24 protein-coding genes are annotated in these 24,514 nt (G+C 62.2%); 10 read left to right on the forward strand and 14 right to left on the reverse strand.

What is annotated here, in order from left to right; all coding sequences use genetic code 11:
* Nucleotides 1–6 precede the first annotated feature (6 nt).
* Entirely contained in the window at nucleotides 7–738 is a 732-nt protein-coding gene (locus tag GOX01_RS01595) for a methyltransferase (RefSeq protein ID WP_011251867.1), read from the reverse strand.
* A gap of 40 nt (nucleotides 739–778) precedes the next feature.
* Between GOX01_RS01595 and gloB the strand changes: the two genes are divergently transcribed.
* Nucleotides 779–1,495 (forward strand): hydroxyacylglutathione hydrolase, encoded by a 717-nt coding sequence (gloB, locus tag GOX01_RS01600; protein ID WP_062269823.1) that lies wholly within the window; start codon nucleotides 779–781, stop codon nucleotides 1,493–1,495.
* A gap of 60 nt (nucleotides 1,496–1,555) precedes the next feature.
* Here the strand turns inward: gloB and GOX01_RS01605 are convergent, their stop codons facing one another.
* The 8 genes from GOX01_RS01605 to GOX01_RS01640 all read right to left on the reverse strand — a co-directional run bounded on the left by GOX01_RS01605 (nucleotide 1,556) and on the right by GOX01_RS01640 (nucleotide 8,707).
* Entirely contained in the window at nucleotides 1,556–1,705 is a 150-nt protein-coding gene (locus GOX01_RS01605) for a DUF2474 domain-containing protein (RefSeq protein WP_098049509.1), read from the reverse strand.
* A gap of 18 nt (nucleotides 1,706–1,723) precedes the next feature.
* On the reverse strand, nucleotides 1,724–2,749 hold the full coding sequence (gene cydB / locus GOX01_RS01610) for a cytochrome d ubiquinol oxidase subunit II (RefSeq protein WP_011251865.1): 1,026 nt from the start codon (nucleotides 2,747–2,749) through the stop codon (nucleotides 1,724–1,726).
* A 5-nt stretch (nucleotides 2,750–2,754) separates the two neighbouring features.
* Nucleotides 2,755–4,182, reverse strand: coding sequence for a cytochrome ubiquinol oxidase subunit I (locus tag GOX01_RS01615; protein ID WP_011251864.1), 1,428 nt, complete (start codon nucleotides 4,180–4,182; stop codon nucleotides 2,755–2,757).
* Between the two features lie 219 nt (nucleotides 4,183–4,401).
* Nucleotides 4,402–5,466: a DUF2125 domain-containing protein gene (locus tag GOX01_RS01620; RefSeq protein ID WP_011251863.1), complete on the reverse strand. Its 1,065-nt coding sequence runs from the start codon at nucleotides 5,464–5,466 to the stop codon at nucleotides 4,402–4,404.
* Nucleotides 5,467–5,715: 249 nt separating this feature from the next.
* On the reverse strand, nucleotides 5,716–6,465 hold the full coding sequence (locus GOX01_RS01625) for a lysophospholipid acyltransferase family protein (RefSeq protein WP_024717215.1): 750 nt from the start codon (nucleotides 6,463–6,465) through the stop codon (nucleotides 5,716–5,718).
* 45 nt (nucleotides 6,466–6,510) lie between these two features.
* The gene (locus tag GOX01_RS01630) at nucleotides 6,511–7,104 is read right to left on the reverse strand and encodes a YdcF family protein (RefSeq protein WP_024717214.1); all 594 of its coding nucleotides are present in this window, start codon (nucleotides 7,102–7,104) and stop codon (nucleotides 6,511–6,513) included.
* Entirely contained in the window at nucleotides 7,101–8,009 is a 909-nt protein-coding gene (locus GOX01_RS01635) for a cell division protein FtsX (protein ID WP_024717213.1), read from the reverse strand. Before GOX01_RS01635 ends, GOX01_RS01630 begins: the two co-directional genes overlap by 4 nt.
* Nucleotides 8,006–8,707 carry a cell division ATP-binding protein FtsE gene (locus tag GOX01_RS01640; RefSeq protein ID WP_011251859.1) on the reverse strand — a complete coding sequence of 234 codons (702 nt, stop codon included), beginning with the start codon at nucleotides 8,705–8,707 and terminating at the stop codon, nucleotides 8,006–8,008. Before GOX01_RS01640 ends, GOX01_RS01635 begins: the two co-directional genes overlap by 4 nt.
* A 123-nt stretch (nucleotides 8,708–8,830) precedes the next feature.
* Here GOX01_RS01640 and GOX01_RS01645 point away from each other — a divergent pair, with 123 nt between their 5' ends.
* A complete protein-coding gene (locus tag GOX01_RS01645; protein WP_011251858.1) occupies nucleotides 8,831–9,319 on the forward strand; it encodes a zinc-ribbon domain-containing protein in 489 nt (162 codons plus the stop codon).
* Between the two features lie 12 nt (nucleotides 9,320–9,331).
* On the opposite strand, the gene GOX01_RS01650 is transcribed toward GOX01_RS01645, so the two are convergent.
* Complete coding sequence (locus GOX01_RS01650) at nucleotides 9,332–9,742, reverse strand: hypothetical protein (RefSeq protein WP_011251857.1); 411 nt, start codon at nucleotides 9,740–9,742, stop codon at nucleotides 9,332–9,334.
* A gap of 158 nt (nucleotides 9,743–9,900) precedes the next feature.
* Between GOX01_RS01650 and GOX01_RS01655 the strand changes: the two genes are divergently transcribed.
* The 3 genes from GOX01_RS01655 to GOX01_RS01665 are packed head-to-tail and all read left to right on the forward strand — an operon-like array spanning nucleotide 9,901 to nucleotide 14,105.
* Nucleotides 9,901–11,679, forward strand: a complete 1,779-nt coding sequence (locus tag GOX01_RS01655; protein ID WP_011251856.1) for an ATP-binding protein — start codon at nucleotides 9,901–9,903, stop codon at nucleotides 11,677–11,679.
* Nucleotides 11,676–13,613 (forward strand): response regulator, encoded by a 1,938-nt coding sequence (locus GOX01_RS01660; RefSeq protein WP_062269825.1) that lies wholly within the window; start codon nucleotides 11,676–11,678, stop codon nucleotides 13,611–13,613. Before GOX01_RS01655 ends, GOX01_RS01660 begins: the two co-directional genes overlap by 4 nt.
* Nucleotides 13,614–13,670: 57 nt before the next feature.
* Nucleotides 13,671–14,105 carry a SufE family protein gene (locus GOX01_RS01665; protein ID WP_011251854.1) on the forward strand — a complete coding sequence of 145 codons (435 nt, stop codon included), beginning with the start codon at nucleotides 13,671–13,673 and terminating at the stop codon, nucleotides 14,103–14,105.
* Between the two features lie 61 nt (nucleotides 14,106–14,166).
* On the opposite strand, the gene GOX01_RS01670 is transcribed toward GOX01_RS01665, so the two are convergent.
* The 3 genes from GOX01_RS01670 to GOX01_RS01680 all read right to left on the reverse strand — a co-directional run bounded on the left by GOX01_RS01670 (nucleotide 14,167) and on the right by GOX01_RS01680 (nucleotide 17,719).
* Entirely contained in the window at nucleotides 14,167–14,397 is a 231-nt protein-coding gene (locus GOX01_RS01670; protein WP_011251853.1) for a hypothetical protein, read from the reverse strand.
* 107 nt (nucleotides 14,398–14,504) lie between these two features.
* The gene (locus GOX01_RS01675; protein WP_034954556.1) at nucleotides 14,505–15,158 is read right to left on the reverse strand and encodes an energy transducer TonB; all 654 of its coding nucleotides are present in this window, start codon (nucleotides 15,156–15,158) and stop codon (nucleotides 14,505–14,507) included.
* 134 nt (nucleotides 15,159–15,292) lie between these two features.
* Entirely contained in the window at nucleotides 15,293–17,719 is a 2,427-nt protein-coding gene (locus GOX01_RS01680) for a glucose/quinate/shikimate family membrane-bound PQQ-dependent dehydrogenase (RefSeq protein ID WP_011251851.1), read from the reverse strand.
* 310 nt (nucleotides 17,720–18,029) lie between these two features.
* Between GOX01_RS01680 and rpmI the strand changes: the two genes are divergently transcribed.
* From rpmI to lpxB, 5 genes are all read left to right on the forward strand, one after another.
* Nucleotides 18,030–18,233: a 50S ribosomal protein L35 gene (rpmI, locus tag GOX01_RS01685; RefSeq protein ID WP_011251850.1), complete on the forward strand. Its 204-nt coding sequence runs from the start codon at nucleotides 18,030–18,032 to the stop codon at nucleotides 18,231–18,233.
* Between the two features lie 13 nt (nucleotides 18,234–18,246).
* Nucleotides 18,247–18,603 (forward strand): 50S ribosomal protein L20, encoded by a 357-nt coding sequence (gene rplT / locus GOX01_RS01690; RefSeq protein WP_011251849.1) that lies wholly within the window; start codon nucleotides 18,247–18,249, stop codon nucleotides 18,601–18,603.
* Between the two features lie 97 nt (nucleotides 18,604–18,700).
* Nucleotides 18,701–19,771 (forward strand): phenylalanine--tRNA ligase subunit alpha, encoded by a 1,071-nt coding sequence (pheS, locus tag GOX01_RS01695; protein ID WP_011251848.1) that lies wholly within the window; start codon nucleotides 18,701–18,703, stop codon nucleotides 19,769–19,771.
* A 1-nt stretch (nucleotide 19,772) separates the two neighbouring features.
* Nucleotides 19,773–22,241 carry a phenylalanine--tRNA ligase subunit beta gene (gene pheT, locus GOX01_RS01700; RefSeq protein ID WP_011251847.1) on the forward strand — a complete coding sequence of 823 codons (2,469 nt, stop codon included), beginning with the start codon at nucleotides 19,773–19,775 and terminating at the stop codon, nucleotides 22,239–22,241.
* The gene (lpxB, locus tag GOX01_RS01705; RefSeq protein WP_011251846.1) at nucleotides 22,238–23,485 is read left to right on the forward strand and encodes a lipid-A-disaccharide synthase; all 1,248 of its coding nucleotides are present in this window, start codon (nucleotides 22,238–22,240) and stop codon (nucleotides 23,483–23,485) included. Before pheT ends, lpxB begins: the two co-directional genes overlap by 4 nt.
* A 4-nt stretch (nucleotides 23,486–23,489) precedes the next feature.
* On the opposite strand, the gene trpS is transcribed toward lpxB, so the two are convergent.
* The gene (gene trpS / locus GOX01_RS01710) at nucleotides 23,490–24,479 is read right to left on the reverse strand and encodes a tryptophan--tRNA ligase (protein ID WP_024717209.1); all 990 of its coding nucleotides are present in this window, start codon (nucleotides 24,477–24,479) and stop codon (nucleotides 23,490–23,492) included.
* Nucleotides 24,480–24,514: the final 35 nt, after the last annotated feature.

Genomic DNA, 24,514 nt, shown 5'->3' on the forward strand with positions numbered 1-24,514 from the left:
CCACCTTCAGGCGGGCTCGGCCACCTGCCGGGGGAGCGGGACGCACAATTTTTCGTCGATCAGGGGCGTTCCTGCATAGACGTTCTTGCGGGCCGTGACGACATGCACTCCGCCACAGGGCAGGCGAAGTGTGCGGCCTGCCCGTTCCATCAGGCGACCCTGCGTGACTGACAGCGCGGCGGGTGGGGTCATCAGCGCGCTGGAATGATGTTCGATCCGGAACAGGGCCTGATCGAGCAGGCGCGTCAGCTGGCCGCTGCTGTAGGGGATGCCGTGACCGAAGGGTGTGGCATCCGTGTGGGCCCAGTAGCCGGAGCGGTTGGGAACGACCAGCGTCAGGACGCCGTCATCGCTGAGAGTGCGCCAGATGGCGCGGAGGAAATCCGGAGCGAAGCGGGTGAATTCGAGGCCGTGGACCACCAGGACGGCGTTCATCGAGAGATCGTCGAAGGGCAGGCGTCCGCTGCTGACGATGCAGTCCGCCCAGGGGATGTTCCGGGTCTGGCTTCGGGTGGTTCGCTGCGTCTGTGGGTGCTGGAGGCGACCCGAAACGGCGAATTCCGCACTTTCCGGAAGATAGGGGGCTGTATAGCCTATCCCGAGGATCCTTCGGCCGCGCATGGGGGGCATGATGCTCTGCAGGCGGTCGTTGAGAAGCAGCGCCGTACGCTGGCCCTGTCGGCTTTCATAGAAAGTGGCGGCATCATCGGAACGGATGCGGGCCAGGGACGTCAGCATGCAGCTACCTCATCATCAGGACACTCCAAGGGGAACAGTCATGCCACTCGATATCAAGCCGATTCGGGTTCTCTCCGACAATTATGCCTGGCTGCTGACCGCGACGGAGGGTCAGCGCGCCGTCGTGGACCCCGGTGAAGCGGGGCCGATCATGGACGAAATCGGGGACGGGCGGCTCGACATGATCCTGCTGACCCATCATCACGCCGATCATACAGCAGGGACGGATGCGCTGCGGGAGCGCTATGGCGCGAAGGTGTATGGACCGCGGCAGAAAAGGGAATGGCTGCCCCGGCTGGATCACGACGTCGAGGACGGGGACAGCCTCTCGCTGGGTAGTGCGCAGATCCGTGTCCTGTCCACGCCGGGGCATGCGGTGGGGCATGTGTCGTATGTCGTGCCCGAGGTGCCGGCGCTGTTCTGCGGGGATGTGCTGTTCAGCCTGGGATGCGGGCGGCTGCTGGAAGGGACGGCGCAGGAGCTGTTCGACAGTCTGCATCGCTATGACAGCCTGCCGGACCAGACGCTTGTCTGTGCGGGGCATGAATATACCCGCTCCAATCTGGCTTTCGCGCTGCATGTCGATCCGGACAACGCGGCTTTGAAGGCGCGGGCCGGAGAAATCGAGCAACTGCTGGAAGCGGGGCGGCCGACGCTCCCGGTCAGCTTGGGTGTGGAGCGCAGGACCAATCCTTTCCTGCTGGCGCCGGATGTCGCGACGTTTGCGCGGCTGCGCAGGGAAAAGGATACGTTCTGAAGGCACAAAAAAGCCCCGCTCGAAAGAGGCGGGGCTTTTTTGTGAAGGATCGTTGGGCCGTTACCAGCCGAAGATGATCTTCTTGAGCAGTTCGGCACCGAGGCCGACGACGACAACGCCGCCAGCCCAGATCGCCACGAACCAGCCCACACGTTTCATCCAGTTCAGGAAACCCGGTTTCTGTTCAGGCTGTCCGTATTCGATCCGCATGGGCCGGCCTCCCTGTTCTCAGTGGTAGTGATGTCCGGCGGACATCTTTCCGCGGAACACGTAGTACGAATAGGCCGTGTAGGAGAGGATCAGCGGCAGGAGGAACATCGTGCCGACCAGCAGGAAGGTCTGGCTCTCCGGCGGAGAGGAAGCCTGCCAGATGGTGATGGTCGGGGGCACGATGTAGGGCCACACATTGATGCCAAGGCCGCTGAAGCACAGGAAGAACAGGCCCAGCGTTGCGACGAACGGCAGCAGGTGCGAGCGCGGGTTGCGCAGTCCCATGAACAGGACGCCCGTCAGCACGATGACGGCGACTGGCACCGGAGCGACCAGTGCAAACTGCGGCATGGCGAGCCAGTGCTGCATATAGGTAGTGTGCAGCATGGGCGTCCAGATGGAGACCAGGGCGATCGTGATCAGCATCAGCGCGCCGAGACCGAAGGAAACCCGGCGCATCGTGTCGTGCAGTTCGCCCTCACAGCGCCACAGGAGCCAGGTTGCGCCGAGAAGCGCATAGCCGATGACCACGGCAAGGCCACAGAACAGGGCGAACGGAGAGAACCAGTCAAAGCTGGACCCGACGAACACGTTGTTCTCGACCTTGATGCCCTGGACGAGCGTTCCGAGGATGACGCCCTGCATGAAGGCCGCCACGAAGGAGCCGCCGCAGAAGGCCGTGTCCCAGAAGAACTGGCTCATGGGCGATTCCGACTTGAAGCGGAACTCGAAAGACACGCCGCGCAGGATCAGGGCCAGCAGCATGAACAGGACCGGCAGGTAGAGCGCCGGAAGGATCGTGCCGTAAGCCACGGGGAAGACGCCGTAGAGCGCGGCGCCACCGAAGATCATCCAGGTCTCGTTGCCGTCCCAGACGGGGGCGACGGTGTTGACCATAAGGTTGCGGTGATCGTGGTCCTTTTCCTTGAGGAAGAGGATGCCGATCCCGAGGTCGAAGCCATCGAGGCAGATATAGAGGAAGATGGCTGTTGCTGCGAGCAGCGCCCAGACCACCGGGAGCCAGAAGCCGGCTGTTTCTGTCATGGTTCTTACTCCGCCATGCCAGCGTCGGGCTGGGGCTGATGGGAAACCTGTGTTGTACCCGCAGCGCGCTGGGGCTGATCTTCGGCCGGACCATGCTGATCCGGATGGGGCTCTTCGGCGAAGGTCCGCAGCAGGATGGTGATGCCGCCTGTGAACACGATGAAATAGACGATGACAAAAGCGATCATCGACGTCGCGATGTTCGGCAGGGCGATCGGGGAGACGCTGTCGGACGTCCGCAGCAGGCCATAGACCGTGAAGGGCTGACGACCGACTTCAGTCGTGATCCAGCCGCAGAGCAGTGCCAGGAAGCCCGCAGGCGACATGAACAGCGCGATACGGTGCAGAAGCGGTGTATCGTACAGCTTGCCCTTCCAGCGCAGGTACAGCGACCACAGTCCGACCAGCACCATCAGCATGCCAAGTGCGATCATGATGCGGAAGGAGAAGAACAGCAGCGGGGAGTAGGGACGGTCTTCCTTCGGATAGTCCTTCAGGCCCGGCACCTTGCCATCGAGGCTGTGCGTCAGGATCAGCGAACCCAGATAGGGGATGGCGATCTTGAAATGCGTCGTCTCGTTCTTCATGTCCGGAATGCCGAACAGAAGCTCCGGAGCGTGGCTTTCGGACTCCCAGTCGCCTTCGAGGGCTGCGATCTTGGCCGGCTGGTATTCCAGCGTGTTCAGGCCCTGCGTATCGCCAGCCAGAACCTGGATCGGGGAGACGATGGCAGCCATCCACATGGCCATGGAGAACATCAGGCGGACCTGTTCGGACGCCTGACGGCCTTCACGACGGGCCTTGAGCAGATGCCATCCGGCAACGCCAGCCACGATGAACGCCACGCACAGAAAGGCCGCGAGGCCCATGTGCACGATGCGGTACGGGAAGGAGGGGTTGAAGACGATCTGCCACCAGTCAACCGGCAGGAACCGGCCCGTGGCTTCGTCGATGCGGTAGCCGCGCGGGGTCTGCATCCAGGAATTGGACGACAGGATCCAGCTCATGGAGATCAGCGTGCCGATCGAGACCATGCAGGTGGCGGCAAAGTGCAGGCCTTTGCCGACGCGGTTGAGGCCGAACATCATGACGCCGAGGAAGCCGGCTTCAAGGAAGAAGGCCGTCATGACCTCGTAGGCCAGCATCGGACCAAGGATCGGACCGGCTTTCTGTGAGAAAGACGACCAGTTGGTTCCGAACTCGTAGGACATGACGAGGCCGGAGACCACGCCCATGCCGAAGACGACGGAGAAAACTTTCAGCCAGTATTTGAAAAGGTCGAGATAGGCGCTGCGACCCGTTTTGAGCCACAGGCCTTCGAGGACTGCGAGATAGGCTGCGAGACCGATCGAGAATGCCGGGAACACGATGTGGAACCCGACCGTAAACGCGAACTGGAAACGCGCCAAGAATAGAGCCGACAAGCCAAACATGTCGATTGCCTTCTGGGTAGATGGCGAAACGCAGAGACCGGCAGGAAGGATGTCGGCTCCCCGGGGGCCTCACGCACGCACAACAGGGTAACGAAGCTGTGATCTCTTCGCGTGTTGCCGTCTTTTGAACCCTCTAAACGTATTTTGCCAGAAAAAGTTTGATACTCCGGACATGATTTTGACAAAAATCAATGCGGCATCCGGGGTTTTCCCGGGCGTTCAGGGGGCTCTGAAACCCTGGCTGAGAAGTGCTGAAACCACCTGCGCATCCGGGAGGATCTGGCCATTGACGACGGGCATGGAGAGCGAAAAGGGGCGCTCTTTCATGGTCGGGATGCCGGATGCTTTCTGCAGCAGTTTTTGCAGCGCTGCCTGAAGGTCGGGAGCGAGATGCGACTCTATTTCCGGACGATCGAGGAGACGGGAAGCCAGTTCCTGCCAGTGGGTCATGGTGAGGGTGAGCGTGCCGTTCTGTTCCGGCAGGGCGAGGGCGCCTGTCAGGGTGATCCGGTTGTCCGGAGAAGCCGGGACAGGAGTGGCGGAGGCATCCTGAAGGATGAGGCGTCCGTAGGACGTGGGGTCGAGCAGCGAAAGTCCCGGCGCTGACTTCGATGCTGTGAGAGCGATTGCCAGACGTGCGTTGCGCAGGTCGCTGGAGAGGCCGTAGGGCAGGGGAAAGCCGTTGACTGTGGCGGCATGCGCGATGAGGCCGAGGCGTGTGGCGTCCGGGCGGCCAGCGGGAAACCGGATGAGGCGTCCGGACAGGGTCTGTGCGGAGAACTGTCTGTCCGGCCATCTGCCCGAGAAGGCCAGTTGAAGCCGGGGCGCCGAAAAGACCAGGTTTTCCGGATTGTTGAAGCGGATCTGAAGGCCCGAAGTCAGCACGGTCAGAACATTCTCATTCACGACAAGGCGGCCGGCCTGATGCCCTGTCAGGGAGAGTGGAAGCCCCGCATGGAGCAGGGAAAGCCATGATCCGCCCAGACGGATTTTCTCGCCAGCCCATCCCGCATCATAAGGCGACGCGGCCGAGGCAGAGTGTGTGCCGTTCAGGCGGTCGAGTTCCACCCAGGCTCCTAAGGGCCAGCCGCCCCTGTGCAGCGGAGTCGTCTCAACCCTCCAGCCATTTTCGCGAACCGTGGTCAGGGCGGTTCGGGCCGTGGCGTCCAGCCTGTGGACTGTCCGGAGCCAGAAGATTGTATCCAACGCTGCGGATATTGCGAGGACGGCAATCAATACCAGAGCAGATCGGCCGTAACGCACAGTAAAGAATGGACGAGCCATTGAGCATGTCTTTTCAGGTGTGGCTGCGGGATTGGTCAAGTCCCATCTGTTTTATCCCCAGCCATTGAAAGAAGCTCCAAAATGTTGGAAAGCGCTCACGAACGTGTGGTCTTAAGGGGAGCTTCTGGAAGTGTGAAACGCTGAAAACGGCAGAAAACCAAGAGATGCGAAGATTCTGTCAGAGGTGGGACGTCAGGAACGCGCCGGGTCTGGAATAGTCCTGAAAGATTTCAGTTTTTTGCAGCCCGGTCATGCGTTTTCCGGGTCCACAGAGTTATCCACAGGATCGCGGGGAAGGGTATGGGTTGTGCACAGTTCATCCCACGCGCTCTCCAGAGCCTGTGTGAAGGCCTTGCGTTCCTGCTGCGGCGGCAGAGGCTGGCCGATGACGACGTGCAGGGTTCCCGGACGTTTGAGCCACGCATTGCGGTCCCAGAACAGCCCTGAATCGGTGGCGACGGGCACGATGGGAACGTCTGTCTGTCGTGCCAGGGCGACGATGCCGGGCTGGATCGGATGGCGCTCTCCGGGAAGGGTACGGGTGCCTTCGGGGAAAATAATGATCTGGCGATCGTCGGCATGGGCTGCCTTGGTGTCCCGCATCATGTTGCGCAGGGCTTTCGATCCGGCCTTCCTGTCGATGGCGATCATGCCGGTCAGGAGCAGCATCGGGCCGACGACGGGAATACGGGTCAGTTCGGACTTGATGATGTAGTCGGGCCGGTCAACGAGGGTCATCCAGATGAAGCCGTCGAAGAAGGACTGGTGCTGCGAGGCGATCAGCAGCGGACCGGGGGGCAGGTTCTCGCGCCCCGTAACTTCGATGCGGACCGAGCAGATCCGGGTGAAGCCGGCCAGAACGGCCCGTGCCCAGAGTTTCGCGTAGGACAGGGCCAGATCCTGGTTTTTCATCAGGCGGATCGGAATGGTTCCGAGGCCCATGAACAGGGTGATCCAGAAAAGATAGAGATTGAAAAGGACGCCGCGCAGAATGCTCATCATGCTGTTCTGCACACCAGAAAAGCGGTCCGGACACAAGGGCTGTCAGGCGCCGTCCAGTCCTTCCCGGCCATCCGGAAGGCCGGTGAGGACGCAGATTTCCGCGCCGAGGAACTTGTTGTACTCGCGGAACATCAGGAACAGGGTCCGGCGGGAAAGGGGCGCCTGAAGGGCGAGGGGAACGACCGGATAGGGGACGAGAGCCAGATCCGGAGCCACGCGATGGATTTCGAGAACCGCCCGGCGGATATGGTAGCCGGCTGTGACGACCAGAAGGCGGTGGAGGTGATTGTCACGGGCCCACTGGGCGGTTTCGTGGGCGTTGCCGATCGTGCTGGTAGCCCGGCGGCCGAGCGTGATGCGCTCTGCCAGAGGGGAGGACAGGGATTCCTGCTGGAGATGCAGGATGTGCTGCAGCGTGACATGCGGGCCGACCCCCGAGATCAGGAGCAGGTGCCCGTATCCGCCCCGCAGAAGCGTGATGCCCGTATCGACGCGCTGTTCTCCGCCGGTCAGGGCGACGATGCCGTCGCAGACGGGGGCCGTGACGGAAGCCTTGCTCGCGTCCTGAATGAACCATGCGAATCCCGCCAGCCAGAGCCCGCCCAGAGCCAGACATGTCAGGAGCAGCCGCTTCATGGCAGCCGCCGGAGCCAGACGAGCACGACGGTCTGTGCGGTGAGCCAGCCCAGGCAGGCGGCAATCAGAGGCAGGGCGCCGAGTTCTTCGAGAAGGAAGCGGGGCAGGACGTGCAGGGTGTTCCACCAGCTGGCCAGCATGGTCTGCCAGGTTGTCGCAGGCAGTGCGGCCGGGCCTGCATCATGTGAGAAGGGGGCCAGTTTTCGCGCGAGCATGGTGATGACCGGGCTCAGGAAGAACAGTCCGGCGAGGCCGCCGGCGAGGCTCAGAAGGGCAGCCCTGCCAGCAATGCGACTGGAGATCGTCACATCTCCGGCACCGAGGAAATGGACGATCTCGACGGCCTTGCGCTGGGCCATTACGGAGCGGCGGACGGTCATGCCGACTGAAAGGATCGCGATGGCGGCGATAAGGCTGACCGCAAGCCAGGCGCAGGCGACGAGGCTGCTCCCCAGGCCGTTGAGCCGTTCTCCCCAACGACGGTCTTCTTCCACGACGGCTTCCGGCAAGGCCGCATGGACGACCTTGCCCAGATCAGGGGTTCCGGTATGGGCGACGATCAGAACGACGGGCAGGGAAAGGCCGGGGAGATGCCCGCTGTCCGAGACCTGTCCGAGCCAGGGGGCGAGAAGGGTCTGTACCTGCTGCGGGGAAAGTTCCCGAACAGTGGTGACATCGGGCGTTTTATGGAGCGTCTGGATGAGCGTGCGGGTGCGGTCTTCAAGCTGAAGCGTGTCGGACGGGATCTCGATCGTGGTGGCGTTGCGTGCGGCGCCGGCCCAGCCTTCGGCCAGGGTTTGAACGCCTGTCAGCCCGGCGAGCGAGAGGCCGGCCAGCAGGGTCATGAGTGCGACCAGAAGCGGCAGGCTGCCGGAGCGCAGGCCGGGGGAAACAGGCGCGCTCATGCTCTGTCGCTCCGGCGTGCGGCAATTCCGTCCTGAGGATCGGCCCCCGCGAGTGTGCCGTCCTGAAGGACGATGGACGCGGCCGGAGCTTCGCGGACCAGCGCTTCATTATGGGTGGCGACGATGACGGTCGTGCCCATTTCCACCAGTTCCTGAAACGTGGCCAGCAGGCGACGGGCCTGCGCGTCCTCGAGGGCGTTGGTGGGTTCGTCGGCCAGCAGGACTTCCGGACGGCCGATCAGGGCGCGCGCGATGGCGGCGCGCTGCTGTTCGCCGCCGGAAAGGGTTCCGGGGCGCTTGTCAGCAAGATGCGCGACGTCCAGCCATTCCAGAACGGCGAAGGCCTCACGTCTGGTGTCGCGTTCGGAGGCGCCGCGCAGTCTCAGCGGGAGAGCCACGTTGTCGAACACAGTCCATTCCCCGATCAGGCGATAGTCCTGGGGAACAAACCCGATCCTTCGCCGCAGGTTCCGTAGCGTGGCCCGGCTGGCCTGACTGACGGACACGCCGAGCAGGTCCATCTGACCGGCCGAGGGACGTGTTTCGAGCGTCAGGAGGCGCAGCAGACTCGATTTGCCGGCTCCGGACGGGCCGAGCAGCCAGCGGAACTCTCCCTGCGGGACGGTGAGCGTCAGATTCCGCAGAACGGGCTGTCCCACGCCGGGGGGCATCATCGAGACATTCAGGAGGCGGATCATGATGCTTTCATTGAAAAGGCGGGCAATCTATTAACCATTTAATAACGATCATTTCGTCATAACAGGCAAGCACACGGATCAGGCTAGGCCGGATCGGAGCCGGCTGTCGAAGGGATTGATTGAATGCGCATTGAATGCCCCCACTGTCATGCAGTCTTTGAGGTTCCGGAGGCGCTGGCAAAAGGGGTCAAGCGTCTGCGCTGCGCCAACTGTGGAGACAGCTGGGAGCTAGGGGCGCCCGCAGCTTTGAAGCCGGAAGAGGCGCCCGAGGGATCTGTCGCCGCGTCTGAAGTTTTCGAGGTCCCGGAAGAGGAGGCTGCACCTGTCGTTGCGGAGTCGCCGGTTTCCGGAACAGAAGGGGCGTTCCGGGCGACCGGGGCAATGGCCAGCCGCAGCAATGCCCGCCGTTCCGCGGTTCTGCATTCGCGCTCGGCCGGAGAGGTACAGACGCCCGCGAATACGGCTGGTCCGTCAATGATCGGGTCTACCGGAGCCTGGATTGCAGCCTGGGGCGCCAGTCTTGTTCTGGCGGGGGGCGGGGTTGCAGCGCTGTGGTATTGCAAGGGCGCTGGCGTTTTCGGGTTTCTGCCTGGGGCCGGGCATTTCTCCTGACCCCTGCGCATCTCACATGTTGCGGGCGGCGAGGGCCGAGACCGTGGCCCCGATCGCGGCGATGGCCATGAGCAGGATACCGTCGAAAATCAGGGAGCCCGGCGTGATGAGGTGAGAGCCGATCTGCAGATGGTTCGGGAGAGTCCCGGCGACATGGTTCATGATGTCACGGGCCTGCGGATCGGCCGTGGCGGCGCTCGTCGTGATCGCGTTGACGATATGTGGCAGGATGTACCAGCCCACTCCCAGAATCAGCAGGAGAGGTGCCAGAAGCTCGGCGATCTGCTGGGCCAGATAGAAGGCGAAATAGCAGACCGACCAGATGCCCGTCCGGATCATGGAGGACGTGGTGAGCGATGAATCGCTGCGGCTGCTGCGGCCCAGAAGGCGGTCCGTGATATGGGATGGGGGCTGCATGTCCATAGATATGGCTTCCAGTGGTCCGGCAACGGGAGTTAGTCTTCGCCCCTGAAAACGGACGAATGGTTCACCTCGGACTAGCTGCAAGAGAACGCCAATGCAAACTTTCCCGTGCTGTCATGCCTTTTCCTGAGTTCGAGATGCCTATGGTGACGTCCAACATGCCCCGGGTGGTTCTTGTGGAGCCCGATTGTGACCATGCCCGGCAGATTGCCCAGGTTCTGGTGAAGGAGGGGTTTGCCCTCACCTGCGCCACGAGTGGCGAAGAGGCGCTGGGCACGATCGAGGAGACCATGCCGGATCTGGTGGTCGCCTGTACCGAACTGCCGGGCATGAGTGGTGGCCAGCTGGCGCGGCGGCTGCGGCTGGATGCGCTGACCCGGAACATCCCGATCCTGATGCTGACGGAGGATGCGTCGCCGGGGGTGGAGCGTGAGGGGCTGGAGAGCGGCGCGGACGCCTATATTTCCAAGTCGGCCCATCCGGATCTCATGGTGCTGCGGATGCGGGCTCTGCTGCGGGAAGGGCCGGAACTCCTTCAGGTCGATGAGGCATCCCGCCTGCGCCGGGCGCGGATCGTGATCGTCAATTCTCCGCGTGAGGATGAAGACGAGGAAGAAGTCGTCGAGGACGTGCCGGAAACCACTCTGGGAGAACTGCTCTGGCGTGATGGGCATACCGTCACCTCCATCGAGCGGTCCGACGATCTGATTGAGGGTGGCTGGCTTCGGGGGGCGGACAGTCCGGACTGTCTGGTGCTGGAACTGGGCAGCGGGGACGAGGATCTGAAGTTCTGCCGTCTTCTGGATGCGCGTCGGCAGGCGGTGCTGGAAGCGGGCGGGATTCCGTTCCGGACGCTGGGCATTGTGGAGGCGTCGCGTTTCCGAAGGCAATCTTCCGGTGAGTTCTTCGAGGCCGGGATTGATGATCTCGTGCCAAGCGATATTGCGCTTGAGGCGCTGGCCATGCGGATCCGGACGCTGGCGCAGCGGAGGATGGCGCAGGACGAGTTCCGTCAGCAGGAAATCGAGCGTCAGCAGAACGCCCTGACGCTTGAAGCCGCGCGCGCCAAGGCGGAAATGGCTGAGGCGCTGGCGCAGGCCAACATGGAGCTGGCGCGGACGAACGAACGGCTTCTCCAGGCGCAGTCCAAGCTCGTGCAAACGGCGAAAATGGCGTCGCTGGGTGAGCTGGTGGCGGGCATTGCGCATGAAATCAACAATCCGCTGGCCTTTACGATCGCACATGCGGATACGGTGACGCGGACCCTCAAGCGGTTGCAGGGGGTGAATGCCTCCGACGAGGCGATGTCCCTGACAAAAAAGGGAATGTCACGGCTGGAGTCCATGAAACTCGGTTTGCAGCGCATCCAGAACCTTGTTCTGAGCCTGCGGCGGTTTTCACGACTGGATGAGAGCTCGTTCCAGAAGGTTGATGTTCCGGCAGCGCTGGAAACCGCGCTCGCTCTTCTGGCGCACAAGCTGGGGCCGGGGATCATCGTGCAGAAGGATCTGCAGGCGCCGGCCGAACTGGTCTGCCAGCCGGCGTTTCTCAATCAGGTTGTCATGAACATCATTTCCAATGCGGCCGATGCGCTGGCGGACATGTCCACGGACGGAGATATCGTGCGCGGCAGGATCGTCATTGCCTCGCGTCTGGAAAACGGGCGCTACGAAATGAGTGTGAGTGACGACGGACCGGGGCTGCCGCCTGACCTGCGGACGCGGATATTCGATCCGTTCTTCACGACCAAGCCCGTGGGAACCGGGACAGGTCTGGGGCTGGCCATTGCCTATAGCGTCATGGAGGCGCATGACGGGGTGATTGAGGTAACGGACGCCAATCTGCTGGACGGGCGCGGGATCGGAGCGTGTTTCCGGATGAGTCTGCCCGTTCGCATGACCGAGGAGGGGCCGGTGGCGACTGGTCGTGCAGCATGACTTTCTGGAGTGCCAAAGGGCCGTCGCGCCCGCTGATCCTGCTGGTTGACGATGAGGAGGAGATCCTCGTCGCCCTGACGGATCTGCTGGAAGACCAGTATGAAATCCTGTCCACCACGGACCCGTTGAAGGCGCTGGATCTGCTGCGGGCGCACAGGGATGTCGCGACCATCATTTCTGATCAGCGGATGCCAGGTCTGACCGGCGACCAGTTGCTGATGCAGGCCCGCGCGTTTTCGGATGCCCGCAGTATTCTGCTGACAGGATATGCCGATCTGGAGGCTGTCGTCTCCGCGCTGAACCAGGGGCAGGTGCAGGCCTATGTTCACAAACCCTGGGATTCGGATGCCCTGCGTTCGCTGGTCGGCGAAGTCACGCAGCACTGTCTGGCGCAGCGTGCCCTGAGGACGGAGCAGGCGCTTTTGCGGGGGCTGATGGAAGCGCTACCGATCGGGCTCGTCTTTTCGGACCGGGACGGGCGGTGCATCCGCAGCAATGTCCGCGATGAATCCGAAAGCGGGGCCGAGAACGAGCAGGCCCATTTTCCCGAAAATCTCTGGTCCGAAATCACGGCCATGCGCGAGGATGTGCGCGTTTCAGGGCAGGAAGAACGTCTGGTCGGCGAGGTTCTTACGGAAGGAGAGGGCCGCTCTGTCACGCGCTGGCATGAGCTGACGCGGCTGGCTCTTGCCTGGCCGGAAGGCGCTTCCAGGGCAGATGCCTGGCAGGTCAGCATGGACCGGGATGTGACGTCCCGTGTCGTGATGGAATCACGGCTGCGTCAGGCCGAAAAGCTGCAGTCGCTCGGGACGCTGGCTGGCGGTATCGCGCATGATTTCAATAATCTGCTGGCGGCGATTTCAGGGTCTCTCGAGCTTCTGGAGGATATCGCTGAGTTTGATGAAGCCTCTCTGGCACTGCTTCGCAATGCCGCGGATTCTGCCCAGCGCGGAGCCGTTCTGACGCGGCGGCTGCTTCAGTTCGGACGTCCGCGTGAGGCGCGTCTGTCGGCTGTGTCGCTGGGGCAGTTGCTGCCGGGGCTGACGGATCTTCTGCGTCAGAGCCTCAAAAAGCGGGGTGTCCCGGCATCGGCGGCCCCATGCGCGCTGTGTGTGGAAGACGTGCCGCCGGATCTGCCGCTGGTCTGGTCGGATGCGGACCAGCTTGAAATGGCGCTCCTGAACCTGTGTGTGAATGCGCGGGATGCCATGGCGGATGGCGGGACGGTGCGGATCAGTGCGCATGTCGTCGAGCAGAAGCGGACGGGTCTTCCCGTGGAATGCTGTCCGGACCGGGCCGTGGCGCTGGAGGTTGTTGATGAAGGCGAAGGCATGCCGCCGGAGGTGGCGGCAAGGATTTTTGATCCCTTCTTTACGACCAAGGATGTCGGGCGTGGGACCGGGCTGGGTCTGTCCAGCGTGTATGGTTTTCTGAGCCGGAGTTATGGCGAAATCGTTGTTGACAGTGTCGTGGGCAGGGGGACGCGCATGACGCTGCTGCTTCCCGTGGCGCGGGGCAGTCAGGAACGGGTTGCTGTGCCGCAGCTTCAGGGCGCGAAGCTCGAACGGCGCCTGAAGGTTCTGGTGCTGGATGATGAAGCGCCGGTTCGGATGGTGACGGCCGGATTTCTGGCCCAGGATGGCCATGAGGTGACGGCTGTGGCCTCGCTGGCGGATGCGCTGAAGCGTGTTGATCCGGCGTCTCCTTTCGAGCTTGCGATCATTGATATGAGGATGCCGGATCATGATGGTCTGGCCTGTGCGGAAGCATTGCTGAAGGCCGTGCCCGGATTGAGGGTGCTGTTTATCAGTGGGCACACAGATGATATGCCCGCCCCTGAAAACGGACTTCTGCTGCCGAAGCCTTTTACGCAGGAAAGCCTGCAGCGGGCTGTTGCTGAAACCATGCGTTCTGTTGACGGTGGTGCCTCATAAGAGGCCGGTTCTGCGCCGGCTGGCGGCATTGGGCCTGTGAATTGGAGATTGTGACACGTGAGTGATGCCTATCTTGTTCCCCAGGAGGACACGGCTGCTGCGGCTATCGAGGAGATCGAGGCCGAGCTGGGTCTGTTTGATGACTGGATGGAGCGGTATCAGTACATCATCGAGATGGGACGCAAGCTGCCGCCATTTCCGGAAGAGTGGCAGGATGATGCCCATCGGGTTCCGGGCTGTCAGAGCCAGGTCTGGCTTGAAGCGGTCGAACGGGATGGAAAGCTGTTTTTCGCCGGGGCGTCGGATGCCGCGATCGTTCAGGGGCTCGTGGCGCTTCTGCTGAGGGTTTATTCCGGCCGTCCGAAATCGGAAATTCTGGGAACAAGCCCTGTGTTTCTGCATGACATGGGACTGGTCAAGGCGCTTTCGACGAACCGTGGCAACGGGGTCGAGGCTATGGCGCAGGCCATTCAGAAGCGCGCGTCACACTAGAAATGAAAACCCCCCGCAGGCTCAAAGCCTGCGGGGGGTTTTGATTGCAGAGATTATAATCTTACTGCGGGTGACTTGCCGACGGAGTGGCGCTGGTCGCAGCTGTCGTGCCGCTGGCGGTTGTCGGGCACTTCGTGAATTTTCCTTTTGCGTCCCGGCAGGGCTTCGGCTTCTGGGGAGCTTCGCATTTCGTGAACTTGCCCTTGTCGTCGCGACAGGGCTTGGCGTGGGCCATCTGGGTACCGAGCGCCAGAACGGCGAGGGCGGCAACGGAGAGGCGACGGAACGGCATGGGGTATGATCTCCAGAGCGGTGCCGGGTTACGGGGAACGCGTCCCGGCTTTCAGAAAAGAATGCAATACGTTGCGAGCGGCGTGCAAGCGGTCTTGTAGCGGGAGACTAGCGGAAACCCTGCTGGTCCACGGGATGGGGCGTGTCCCAGGTGATGTTTCCCCGGTACTGTGCCGCGACGGGCTGTCCCTCCTTAAGAGCCGGGTAGTATCTGGCAAGGCTGAAATAGGCGAGCGAAGCGCGTTGCAGGATGGGCGGGCCGTCACTGACGGTGCAGTCATGCGCGGCGCCCATTGGGTCGATCTGACAGAGGACGGTAATGTGACCGCCAATTCCGGCAGCGTCGGCGGCTTCGGGATAATGGGGTGGGGGCGTATGGGTCTTGTCGAGCATCGGCGTCGTCAGGTCGGGCGAGGCATGGAAGGTGTAGGTCTTCTCCCAGGTGCCAGGCACGGCCACGCTGTTCTGGTAGGCGGGCAGGAATGTCGAGCTGTAGGCCATCTGCTCGGCTGCGAGGCCGAAATCCGGTTGTGAGGCGGAAGACTGGCAGTCAGTGGCTATTCCGGCAGCGCTGATGGTGCAGCGGACATGGGCCGTTCCGCTTTTGTGAAACTCAAGTTCAGCGGGCGGGTAGATGAGAGGGCTGTGATGATGGGGGTCCAGCATCGCGCCGAGAGGATGGTCTTCGGCCTGTGCGGGCAGGCTGCTGCCCGCAAGAAGGAGGGGCAGGGCCATAAGCGGGCGGATGACGGACAGTCTCATGATGTGTCTCTCATCGGGGAATGACTTTGTTACCCTATGTAACGATTGTATCTTCCGCCAGTCTGCCGGAACGAAAAAAGGGGAGATGCCTGATGGCATCTCCCCTTTTTCATGGCCCCGAGGGTCCTGTCAGATCATTTCTGATCGGGCAGGGCGTAGGCGATGATGTCGTCGCCCATGCGGGTCGGGAACGAGTTGTGTCCGCCTGCATAGGTCACGATGTACTGCTTGCCGTTGATGGCATAGGTGATCGGCGTTGCCTGGGCGCCAGCCGGCAGACGGTCCTGCCACAGCACCTTGCCCGTCGTCAGGTTGTACGCACGGATGTAGTAATCCATGGACGCCGTCAGGAAGCCGAGGTTGCCAGCCGTGGAGAGCGGGCCACCGAGGCTCGGGACACCGATCTTGATCGGCGGCAGCGGGATCGGCAGGGAGCTGCCATACATCGAGTCACGCAGGGTGCCGTTGCGGTGCTGCCAGACGACCTTGTTGGTCTTCAGGTCAATACCGGCGACATAGCCCCAGGGCGGCGTACGGCAGGGCATCTTGATGCCGAACGGCAGCAGCACCGGATCCAGGAACGGATGCAGGTTGACGGCATACGGAATGCCATAGTTGTGCTGCAGGCCGGTTTCACCACCCGTACCCTTGGCGTCCTTTTCAGGCCAGAGCGGGTTGCCCGGTCCACGGGGAACAAGCTGGGAGACGAACGGCAGGGAGATCGGGTTGGCGAAAGCCACCTGACGCTGCGGATCGACGGCCAGACCACCCCACTCGAACATTCCCAGATCGCCCGGGAAGATGAGCGAGCCCTTGAGCGACGGCGGCGTGAAGGGGCCTTCGTAGCGCAGGGTGTGGAAATAGATGCTGCAGAACATCTGGTCGAAGATCGTGCCGCCCCAGATATCGGAGTCGTTCAGCGGGTTCTTCGGACGCAGGGTCAGCTGCGACATCGGCTGGGTCGGGCTGGTGTGATCGCCCGGAGCGGCGCCCTGGGGAACCGGGGTTTCCGGAGCCGGGACGATTTCCTTGCCGGTACGACGGTCGAGGACGAAGATGTCGCCGGTCTTGGTCGGAGCGTAGATGGCCGGAACAAGCGTGCCGTCCTTCTGCGTTACGTCCACGAGGCTCGGCTGTGACGGAACGTCCATGTCCCACAGATCGTGATGAACGGTCTGGTAGAACCAGGCGAGCTTGCCCGTGTCTGCGTTCAGAGCAACGATACCCGGAGCGAAACGCTCGGAATCCTTCGTGCGGTCACCGCCCCACTGATCGGGAGTACCCACGCCCATCGGGATGTACACGAGGTTCAGGTTCCTGTCGTAAGACGACACGATCCAGGAGTTCGGGGAGTTCGGGTGGAAGACAGGGTGGCTGTCATCCGGAAGCTGGTTCGGGTCCGGGTTGGACGCATCGAACACCCAGACACGCTTGCCGGTGTAGACGTCGAATGCCTGCGTGGCGCCCGAAGCCTGCTTGACCGAACCGTTATCGGTGATGGCGCTGTTGGCGATGATCAGCTTGTCCGTGATGACCGGCGGGGACGTCGGCTCGTACTGGCCGGGCGTCGTGTAAGGCTGGTTCGGAACGCGCAGATCGATCTCGCCATTGTTGCCGAAGCCGGAGCAGGTCTTGCCCGTGTCGGCATCGACTTCAACCAGACGGCCATCATTGACCGGCAGGATGATGCGCTTGGCGCAGTCCGTCGGAGCAGGATTGCCATCGGAATCCGTGGCATTGGCCGGCGTTTCGTGGAAGCTGACGCCACGGCAGGTCAGATGCTGGAAGCCAGGGTTGATCTGGAGCTTCGGATCGTAGACCCACTTGACGTTACCGGTGGCACCATCAACCGCAAACAGCTTCTGGTGCAGCGAGCACATATAAAGCGTGTTGTTGAACTCGATCGGGGTCGCTTCGTTCGTCGCTTCGCCCGGGTCGTTGGAGTTCATCATATCCTTGGTGTGGATATGCCATGCGACCTTGAGGTTGCTGACGTTGGACGCGTTGATCTGGTTCAGCGGGGACCAGCGGTCACCGGCCTGCGTACGACCATAGGCGTGCCACTCGCTGGCCGGGACGTTGTCCGGGTCGGCGGGGGAGGCGTTTGCGATCTGCGTCGGCAGGTCGCCACTGATGTCATGCGGGTCGGTGAAGAGGCTGGCGAACAGCGCCAGAACCGCAACGCCAACGGCACCGGCGAGCGGCAGGACGGTCGTCCGCGTGCCGCCGATCTGGCGGGAGACGAACGGCAACAGCAGCCAGATGCCGAGGATGATGACGATGTCCGAGCGCGGGATCAGGGCCCAGATGTCGAGACCGACAACGGTGAGTTCCCAGATGACCGTTCCGAAGACGACGACTGCGAACAGGTAGAGGGCAGCCGGGTTGCGCCTGAATGAGAGGAAAGCCGTGGCGAGAAGTGCCAGGCCAAGGATGACATAATAGAGAGGGCCGCCGATGGCAGCGACCCATGCGCCGCCAACGGTAAGGATCGCGCCGCAAAGCGCGAATACCGCGGCCGTAATCAGGGCCCAGAGCCCTGGCCGGGATGTTGTGCTCATGATGTTCCTGGATCTGTTGTTCTGATGCATCACGGTGACTTCCGGACAAAGCACATGGATGGGCGTCAAGGGTCAAGATGTCAGAAGGTTCATCTTGCTCACGTCACTGTGAGGACTTTCACGTCGTCGTGACTTGAGGAAAGGAAGGACTTATGATTGAGCGTTCAAGAAAATAATGCGCTTGCAGGCCACTTGGGCTTACGATAAGGACACCGCTTCCGCGCACGCGTCCGGGCCACGAGTGGCATGCCCGGCCGTGCAGAGTCTCTGCAGGATGCAGGACCAATCGTTTACGGCGAGGGAGACCGAAATGCCCAAGATGAAGACCAAGTCGTCGGTCAAGAAGCGGTTCAAGATCACCGCGACCGGCAAAGTGATGTGCGGCCCGGGCAACAAGCGCCATGGCCTTATCAACCGTCCGCAGAAGATGAAGCGCACCAACCGTGGTCCCCAGACCATGACGGACATGGATGCGAAGACAATCAAGCAGTGGGCGCCCTACGGGCTTTCGTAAGGAGATAAGGTAAATGGCACGTGTCAAGCGGGGCGTAACGTCGCACGCCCGTCACAAGAAGGTTCTCGAGCTCGCCAAGGGCTATCGCGGCCGTTCGTCCACGAACTATCGCATTGCCCTGGAGCGCGTCGAGAAGGCGCTGCGTTATGCGTATCGTGACCGTCGCAACAAGAAGCGTGATTTCCGCGCCCTGTGGATCCAGCGTATCAACGCTGCCGTCCGCGAGCATGGTCTGACGTACAGCCGCTTCATCAATGGTCTGGACAAGGCTGGCATCGAGATCGACCGTAAGGTCCTCGCCGCCATCGCTTTTGACGATAGCGCCGCTTTCGGTGAAATCGTGAAGAAAGCCCAGGCCGCTCTCGGCTGAGCTTTTCCGGCTTGATCCCTCCGGGGGTCTGGTGACTGGCGGGCCGTCCTGTTATCAGGACGGCCCGTTTTGTTTTGTGCTGCAGGGGATGGGCGGTATGGCTGACGATCTCGATATACTCAGGAATGACACGCTGGCTGCGCTGGCCGGAGCGCAGGACCGCGCCCAGTGGGATGCGATCCGCGTCGGAACGCTGGGCAAGTCCGGTGCGCTGACCGGTCTGCTCAAACAGCTGGGCAGGCTGGAGCCGCAGGAGCGCAAGGAGCGCGGTCAGGCGCTGAATCGTCTGCGCGACGAGCTGACGGCTGCTATCGAGGCCCGTGGCCGCGATATCGAGGAAGAGGCGCTTCAGGCCCGTCTGCGCTCCGAGCGTGTGGACGTGACGATGCCGGCGCCTGCGGTCGTGACGGGCACCATCCATCCCATCAGCCGAACTATTGAGGAAATGACGGCCATTTTCGGTGCGATGGGCTTCTCCGTCGCCGAAGGGCCGGATATCGAGAGCCAGTGGCACAATTTCTCGGCCCTCAATACGCCTGAGCATCATCCCGCCCGGACCGAACACGACACGTTCTATCTGCCGCCGAAGAATGAGGACGGGGAGCCGCGGGTTCTGCGCACGCAGACTTCTGGTGTGCAGATCCGCACCATGCTCGGCTCAAAGCCACCGATCCGGATCATCGCCCCCGGTCGCACCTATCGTGCCGATCATGATGCCACCCATTCGCCGATGTTCCATCAGTGCGAAGGCCTCGTGGTCGATCGCAACATCACGCTTGGGCATCTCAAGGGCTGCCTGATCGAGTTCCTGCGCGTCTATTTCGACAAGCCGAACCTGCCGGTCCGTTTCCGGGCGTCCTATTTCCCGTTCACCGAGCCTTCCATGGAAGTTGATATCGGCTGGTCGAAGGCGACTGGCGAGATCGGTGGCGGGTCCGACTGGCTGGAAGTTCTGGGATCGGGGATGATCCATCCGCGGGTTCTGGCGAACTGTGGCCTGGATCCGGCCGAATGGCAGGGATTTGCGTTCGGGATGGGGATCGAGCGTCTGGCGATGCTGAAGAATGGCATTCCCGATCTGCGGTCTTTCTACGAAAGCGATCTGCGCTGGCTGCGTCATTACGGATTTTCGGCGTTTTTGCCTGCCACGCTGACGGAGGGCGTGTGACATGAAGTTCTCTCTTTCCTGGCTGCGCGAACATCTTGATTTTACAGCTTCTGTTGAAGAGATCTGTGCCCGGCTGAATATCATCGGGCTTGAGGTTGAGGGTGTTGAAAACCCCGCTGATCGTCTGGTGGGTTTCCGGACCGCCAAGATCGTGGAAGCGCATCGCCATCCGGATGCGGACCGGCTTCAGGTCTGCCGTGTTGCTGCGGGCGCCGGTTTTGAAGACGTGCAGGTCGTTTGCGGTGCGCCGAATGCACGGGCCGGTCTGCATGTGATCTTTGCGACGCCGGGCACGTATGTTCCGGGGCTCGACATCACCATCAAGAAGGGCAAGATCCGCGGGCAGGACAGCGGCGGCATGCTGTGTTCGCTCCGTGAGCTTGGGATCGGTGAGGAAAGCAATGGCATTGCCGAACTTTCCGAAACAGCTCCGATCGGAGAGTCCTACGCCGCTTATGCCGAGCTGGATGATCCGGTCATCGAAATCGCTATCACGCCCAATCGTGGCGATGCGCTCAGCATCCGGGGCATTGCGCGGGATCTGGCAGCCGGCGGGATCGGGCATCTGAAGCCCTGGCTGACGGAAGCGGTGGAAGGGGATTTCCCCTCGCCGCTGACGTGGAAGACCGAGCATCCGGCCTGCCCCTATATCGTCGGGCGTGTAATCCGGGGTGTGAAGAACGGGCCGAGCCCGGACTGGCTGCAGCGTCGTCTGGAATCGGTCGGGGTCAAGCCGATCTCGGCGCTTGTCGATGTAACGAACTACCTCACTTATGATCTCGGCCGTCCGCTGCATGTCTTTGATGTTGCAAAACTTAAAGGCGATACGCTGACGGTGACGCATGCGGCTCGCGAGACCTTTACGGGGCTTGATGGGCGCGAATATGTGCTCGGCACCGAGGACATGATCATTGTCGATGAAGCCGGTGTGCAGTCGCTTGCCGGTCTGATTGGCGGTGAGAGCAGTGGCGTGGATGAGAACACGATCGATGTGTTCGTGGAATCCGCCCTCTTTGATCCTGTGCGGATTGCCCTGACGGGACGTCGTCTGGCCATTCACACCGATGCGCGGCAGCGTTTCGAGCGCGGGATTGATCCGGCGCAGGTTCTCAACGGACTTGAAGCCGCGACGGTCATGATCCGCGATCTGTGTGGCGGTGAAGTCAGCGAGATCACCGAGGCTGGCGCCCTGCCGGACTGGAAACGGACGGCGAGGCTGCGGTTCGAGCGCCTGAAGACGCTGGGCGGTGTGGATATCGCGGCTGACGATACCGTGCGCTCCCTTGAGCATCTGGGTTTTGAGGTGACGGAACGGACGGAAGACGCCGCGACGTTCCTGGTGCCGTCCTGGCGCAATGACATTGCCTCGGGGCAGGTTCTGGCACAGGCCCCGACGCTGGATGAAGACGTGGCCAGTCGCGCTGCCAGCCATGTTCAGGCAATGGAAGCGGAATGCGATCTGCTTGAAGAAGTGCTGCGGCTTTACGGGCTGGACAATGTTCCGGCGGTTGCGTTGCCGCAGACGACGGTTGTGCCGGCTCCGGCCGTCACGCCGCTTCAGGCGCGTGCGGCTCTGCTGCGTCGTGTCTGTGCGGCACGCGGACTGACCGAGACGGTCGGCTTCTCGTTCGTGGCGCAGGATGATGCGGCCCTGTTCGGTGATGTGCCGGAAACGCAGCATCTGCTGAATCCGATCGCAACAGATCTGGATCAGCTTCGTCCGACGCCGCTGATCAATCTGGCGCGGGCCCTGTCACGCAATCTGGCGCGTGGTCTGGGTCTGTCGGGTGAGGGCGCTCTGTTCGAGGTTGGGCCGAGCTTCGATGCGACCGGGCAGCATCTGCGTCTGGCGGGTCTGCGGGCCGGTCTGACGGCGCGTGAGCCGGGTGTTGCGGCGCATGAAGCAACGCTCTGGGAGGCGAAAGCAGATCTGACCGCCGCTCTGGTGGCACTGGGAGTGCCGGAAGCGGCGCTGTCGGTCACGGCTGATGCGCCGGGATTCTATCATCCGGGCCGCTCGGGTCAGGTACGGCAGGGGCCGAAGATGGTTCTGGGGACGTTCGGCGAACTGCATCCGCGTGTCGCGCGGGCGCTGGGACTGAGCGGAACCGTGGTGGCGTTCGAGGTCTATCTGGATCAGGTGCCGCTGCCGAAGGCCAAGCGCAAAGCCGCGCCTGTTCTGTCGCCGTTGCAGCCGGTCCGACGTGACTTCGCTTTCGTTGCGGGTCCGGATGTGGAAATCCAGGCGGTTCTGAAGGCCGCGCGGATGGCGGATCGCAATCTGGTGCAGGATGTCCGGCTGTTTGACGTGTTCGAGGGCGGCAGTCTGCCGGAAGGACATCGTTCGCTCGGCGTGGAAGTGGTCTTGCAGCCACAGAGCGAGAGTCTTACGGATACGCAGCTTGAAGCGGTTTCCAAATCGGTGGAAGCTGCGGTTCTCAAGGCAACAGGGGCTGTGCTGCGTCGATGAACTCTCTTCCAGAATCCGGATCTGACGGACAGTCCTCGGCGGACCCTTCCCAAAAGGCTACGTCCTTGCCCCGTTACGGGCGGGTGATCTGGATTCTGGCGGGTGAGGCCAGCGGGGACGTTATTGGCGCGCGTCTCATGCAGGCACTCCATGCGCAGGACCCGTCGCTGGTGTTTGCCGGTGTGGGGGGCGGGCGCATGGAAGCGCTCGGGCTGCACAGCCTGTTTCCCATGAGCGATCTGGCCGTCATGGGACTGGTTGAGGTCGTGCCCCGTCTGCGGCAGCTCTCGCAGCGTCTGCTCGAAGCCGTGCAGGATATCGAGCTGCGCAAGCCGGATCTGGTTGTAACAATCGACAGCCCGGGCTTTACCCTGCGTCTGCTTCAGAAAATCGAGCGCTCAGGTATCAAGCGCGTGCATTATGTCGCGCCGCAGGTCTGGGCCTGGCGCGAAAACCGGGTCAAGGAGTTTCCGGGGCTCTGGGACAGGCTGCTTTGCCTCCTGCCGTTCGAGCCGGACTGGTTTGCGCAGCGTGGGCTGGAAGGGCGGTTTGTCGGGCATCCCGTGCTTCAGTCCGGTGTGCGGCAGGGGAATGCCCAGCGCTTCCGGCTGCGGCACAATATTCCGGCTCATGCGCCGGTCGTGATCCTGATGCCGGGCAGCCGGCGTTCGGAAGCGCCCCGGCTTCTGCCAGTGTTCCGCAAGATGCTGGATATCCTGCGGGTGCAGTATCCGGATATCTGTCCGGTTATTCCGGTGGCGCCCGTGATTGCGCCGACGATCCGCCAGCTGATCCGCAAATGGCCGATTCAGCCGCATATCGTCACTGACATTCACGACAAGCATGATGCTTTTGCGGCGGCCCAGTGTGCGCTGACCAAGTCAGGGACGTCCACGCTTGAGCTTGCGATGGGCAATGTGCCGATGGCGGTGACGTATCGCGTCAATCCTGTGACGGCGACGATTGCGCGGCGTCTGATCAAGGTGCCGCATGTGGCGATGGTCAATCTGCTGGCCGGGCGGGAGGTGGTGCCAGAACTGCTTCAGGAAAACTGCACGCCAAAGAAACTGGCCGAGACGGTTTCGAAGCTGCTGAGTGATCCGCAGATGGTGGAAAAGCAGCGCATGGCATTTGCCGACGTGCTCGATAAGCTCTCGCCGCCTGTGGGGACGCCTGCGGATGCGGCGGCGGCCGAGATCATGGATCTTCTGAACGAACCGGTTTCCCGGTCGTCCAGAAGCTGAAATCCTAGCGCAGGAAGCCGACGAGACGTTCGGCTTCCCGGACGAGAGGTTCGGAAATGCTGTTGGCGCGTTCGGCCCCGGCGCGCAGAACCGATAGAAGATGCGCCTCGTCCTGAAGCAGGCGCTGTGTTTCGCTGGCAACCGGCGCCAGACGCTCGACCAGAAGATCGGCGAGGGCGTTCTTGAACGGACCAAAGCCCTGACCGCTGAAACGGCTGAGCACGGCAGCCGGCGTTTCATCCGACATTGCGGCATAGATCGAGACGAGATTGCGGGCTTCCGGACGCTCGCTCAGGCCTTCCATTTCGCTGGGAAGCGGTTCGGAATCGGTCTTGGCGCGGCGGATTTTCAGGGCGATGTCGTCGGCCGTGTCAGTCAGGACGATGCGGCTCTGCTCGGACGGATCGGATTTGGACATCTTCTTGCTGCCGTCACGCAGGCTCATGACGCGGGCGGCGGCGGGTGGAATGAATGCCTCGACCTGCGGGAAGAACTCCACGCCCATGTCGTGATTGAATTTCTGGGCGATGTCGTTGGTCAGCTCGATATGCTGACGCTGGTCTTCGCCCACGGGCACGCGGGTGGCATGGAAGGCCAGAATGTCGGCAGCCATAAGGTTCGGATAGACATACAGGCCAGCCGAGTGGTTCTCGCGGTTCTTGCCGGCCTTGTCCTTGAACTGCGTCATGCGGTTGAGCCAGCCGAGGCGGGAGACGCAGTTGAAGATCCAGCCAAGGCGGGCATGGGCACTGACGGCGGACTGGTTGTACAGGCGGGTGGGTTCGATGCCGGCTGCGAGAAGGCAGGCTGTTGAGCCCAGCGTCTGCTCGCGCAGGGTCTGCGGGTCCCAGGGCATGGTGATGGAATGCAGGTCCACCAGACAGAAGACGCAGTCATGATCTGCCTGCAGCGTGACCCAGTTGCGGATCGCTCCGAGATAGTTGCCCAGATGGGGAATGCCGGTTGGCTGGATGCCGGAAAATACGCGCTGCATGAATTCAGTCTTCAGTTTCTGAAAAAATCAGGGAA

The organism is Gluconobacter oxydans, from assembly GCF_006539685.1.
GTDB lineage: Bacteria > Pseudomonadota > Alphaproteobacteria > Acetobacterales > Acetobacteraceae > Gluconobacter > Gluconobacter oxydans.

Coding starts and splice junctions, on each gene's coding strand:
- GOX01_RS01655 (WP_011251856.1), top strand. CDS start 9,901: ATGCCCCGGGTGGTTCTTGTGGAGCCCGATTGTGACCATGCCCGGCAG.
- pheS (WP_011251848.1), top strand. CDS start 18,701: ATGGCTGACGATCTCGATATACTCAGGAATGACACGCTGGCTGCGCTG.
- GOX01_RS01640 (WP_011251859.1), bottom strand. CDS start 8,707: ATGATCCGCCTCCTGAATGTCTCGATGATGCCCCCCGGCGTGGGACAG.
- trpS (WP_024717209.1), bottom strand. CDS start 24,479: ATGCAGCGCGTATTTTCCGGCATCCAGCCAACCGGCATTCCCCATCTG.
- GOX01_RS01675 (WP_034954556.1), bottom strand. CDS start 15,158: ATGAGACTGTCCGTCATCCGCCCGCTTATGGCCCTGCCCCTCCTTCTT.
- GOX01_RS01630 (WP_024717214.1), bottom strand. CDS start 7,104: ATGAAGCGGCTGCTCCTGACATGTCTGGCTCTGGGCGGGCTCTGGCTG.
- rplT (WP_011251849.1), top strand. CDS start 18,247: ATGGCACGTGTCAAGCGGGGCGTAACGTCGCACGCCCGTCACAAGAAG.
- GOX01_RS01660 (WP_062269825.1), top strand. CDS start 11,676: ATGACTTTCTGGAGTGCCAAAGGGCCGTCGCGCCCGCTGATCCTGCTG.
- GOX01_RS01625 (WP_024717215.1), bottom strand. CDS start 6,465: ATGAGCATTCTGCGCGGCGTCCTTTTCAATCTCTATCTTTTCTGGATC.
- GOX01_RS01635 (WP_024717213.1), bottom strand. CDS start 8,009: ATGAGCGCGCCTGTTTCCCCCGGCCTGCGCTCCGGCAGCCTGCCGCTT.
- lpxB (WP_011251846.1), top strand. CDS start 22,238: ATGAACTCTCTTCCAGAATCCGGATCTGACGGACAGTCCTCGGCGGAC.
- GOX01_RS01680 (WP_011251851.1), bottom strand. CDS start 17,719: ATGAGCACAACATCCCGGCCAGGGCTCTGGGCCCTGATTACGGCCGCG.
- GOX01_RS01615 (WP_011251864.1), bottom strand. CDS start 4,182: ATGTTTGGCTTGTCGGCTCTATTCTTGGCGCGTTTCCAGTTCGCGTTT.
- GOX01_RS01645 (WP_011251858.1), top strand. CDS start 8,831: ATGCGCATTGAATGCCCCCACTGTCATGCAGTCTTTGAGGTTCCGGAG.
- rpmI (WP_011251850.1), top strand. CDS start 18,030: ATGCCCAAGATGAAGACCAAGTCGTCGGTCAAGAAGCGGTTCAAGATC.
- cydB (WP_011251865.1), bottom strand. CDS start 2,749: ATGACAGAAACAGCCGGCTTCTGGCTCCCGGTGGTCTGGGCGCTGCTC.
- GOX01_RS01670 (WP_011251853.1), bottom strand. CDS start 14,397: ATGCCGTTCCGTCGCCTCTCCGTTGCCGCCCTCGCCGTTCTGGCGCTC.
- pheT (WP_011251847.1), top strand. CDS start 19,773: ATGAAGTTCTCTCTTTCCTGGCTGCGCGAACATCTTGATTTTACAGCT.
- GOX01_RS01605 (WP_098049509.1), bottom strand. CDS start 1,705: ATGCGGATCGAATACGGACAGCCTGAACAGAAACCGGGTTTCCTGAAC.
- gloB (WP_062269823.1), top strand. CDS start 779: ATGCCACTCGATATCAAGCCGATTCGGGTTCTCTCCGACAATTATGCC.
- GOX01_RS01595 (WP_011251867.1), bottom strand. CDS start 738: ATGCTGACGTCCCTGGCCCGCATCCGTTCCGATGATGCCGCCACTTTC.
- GOX01_RS01650 (WP_011251857.1), bottom strand. CDS start 9,742: ATGGACATGCAGCCCCCATCCCATATCACGGACCGCCTTCTGGGCCGC.
- GOX01_RS01620 (WP_011251863.1), bottom strand. CDS start 5,466: ATGGCTCGTCCATTCTTTACTGTGCGTTACGGCCGATCTGCTCTGGTA.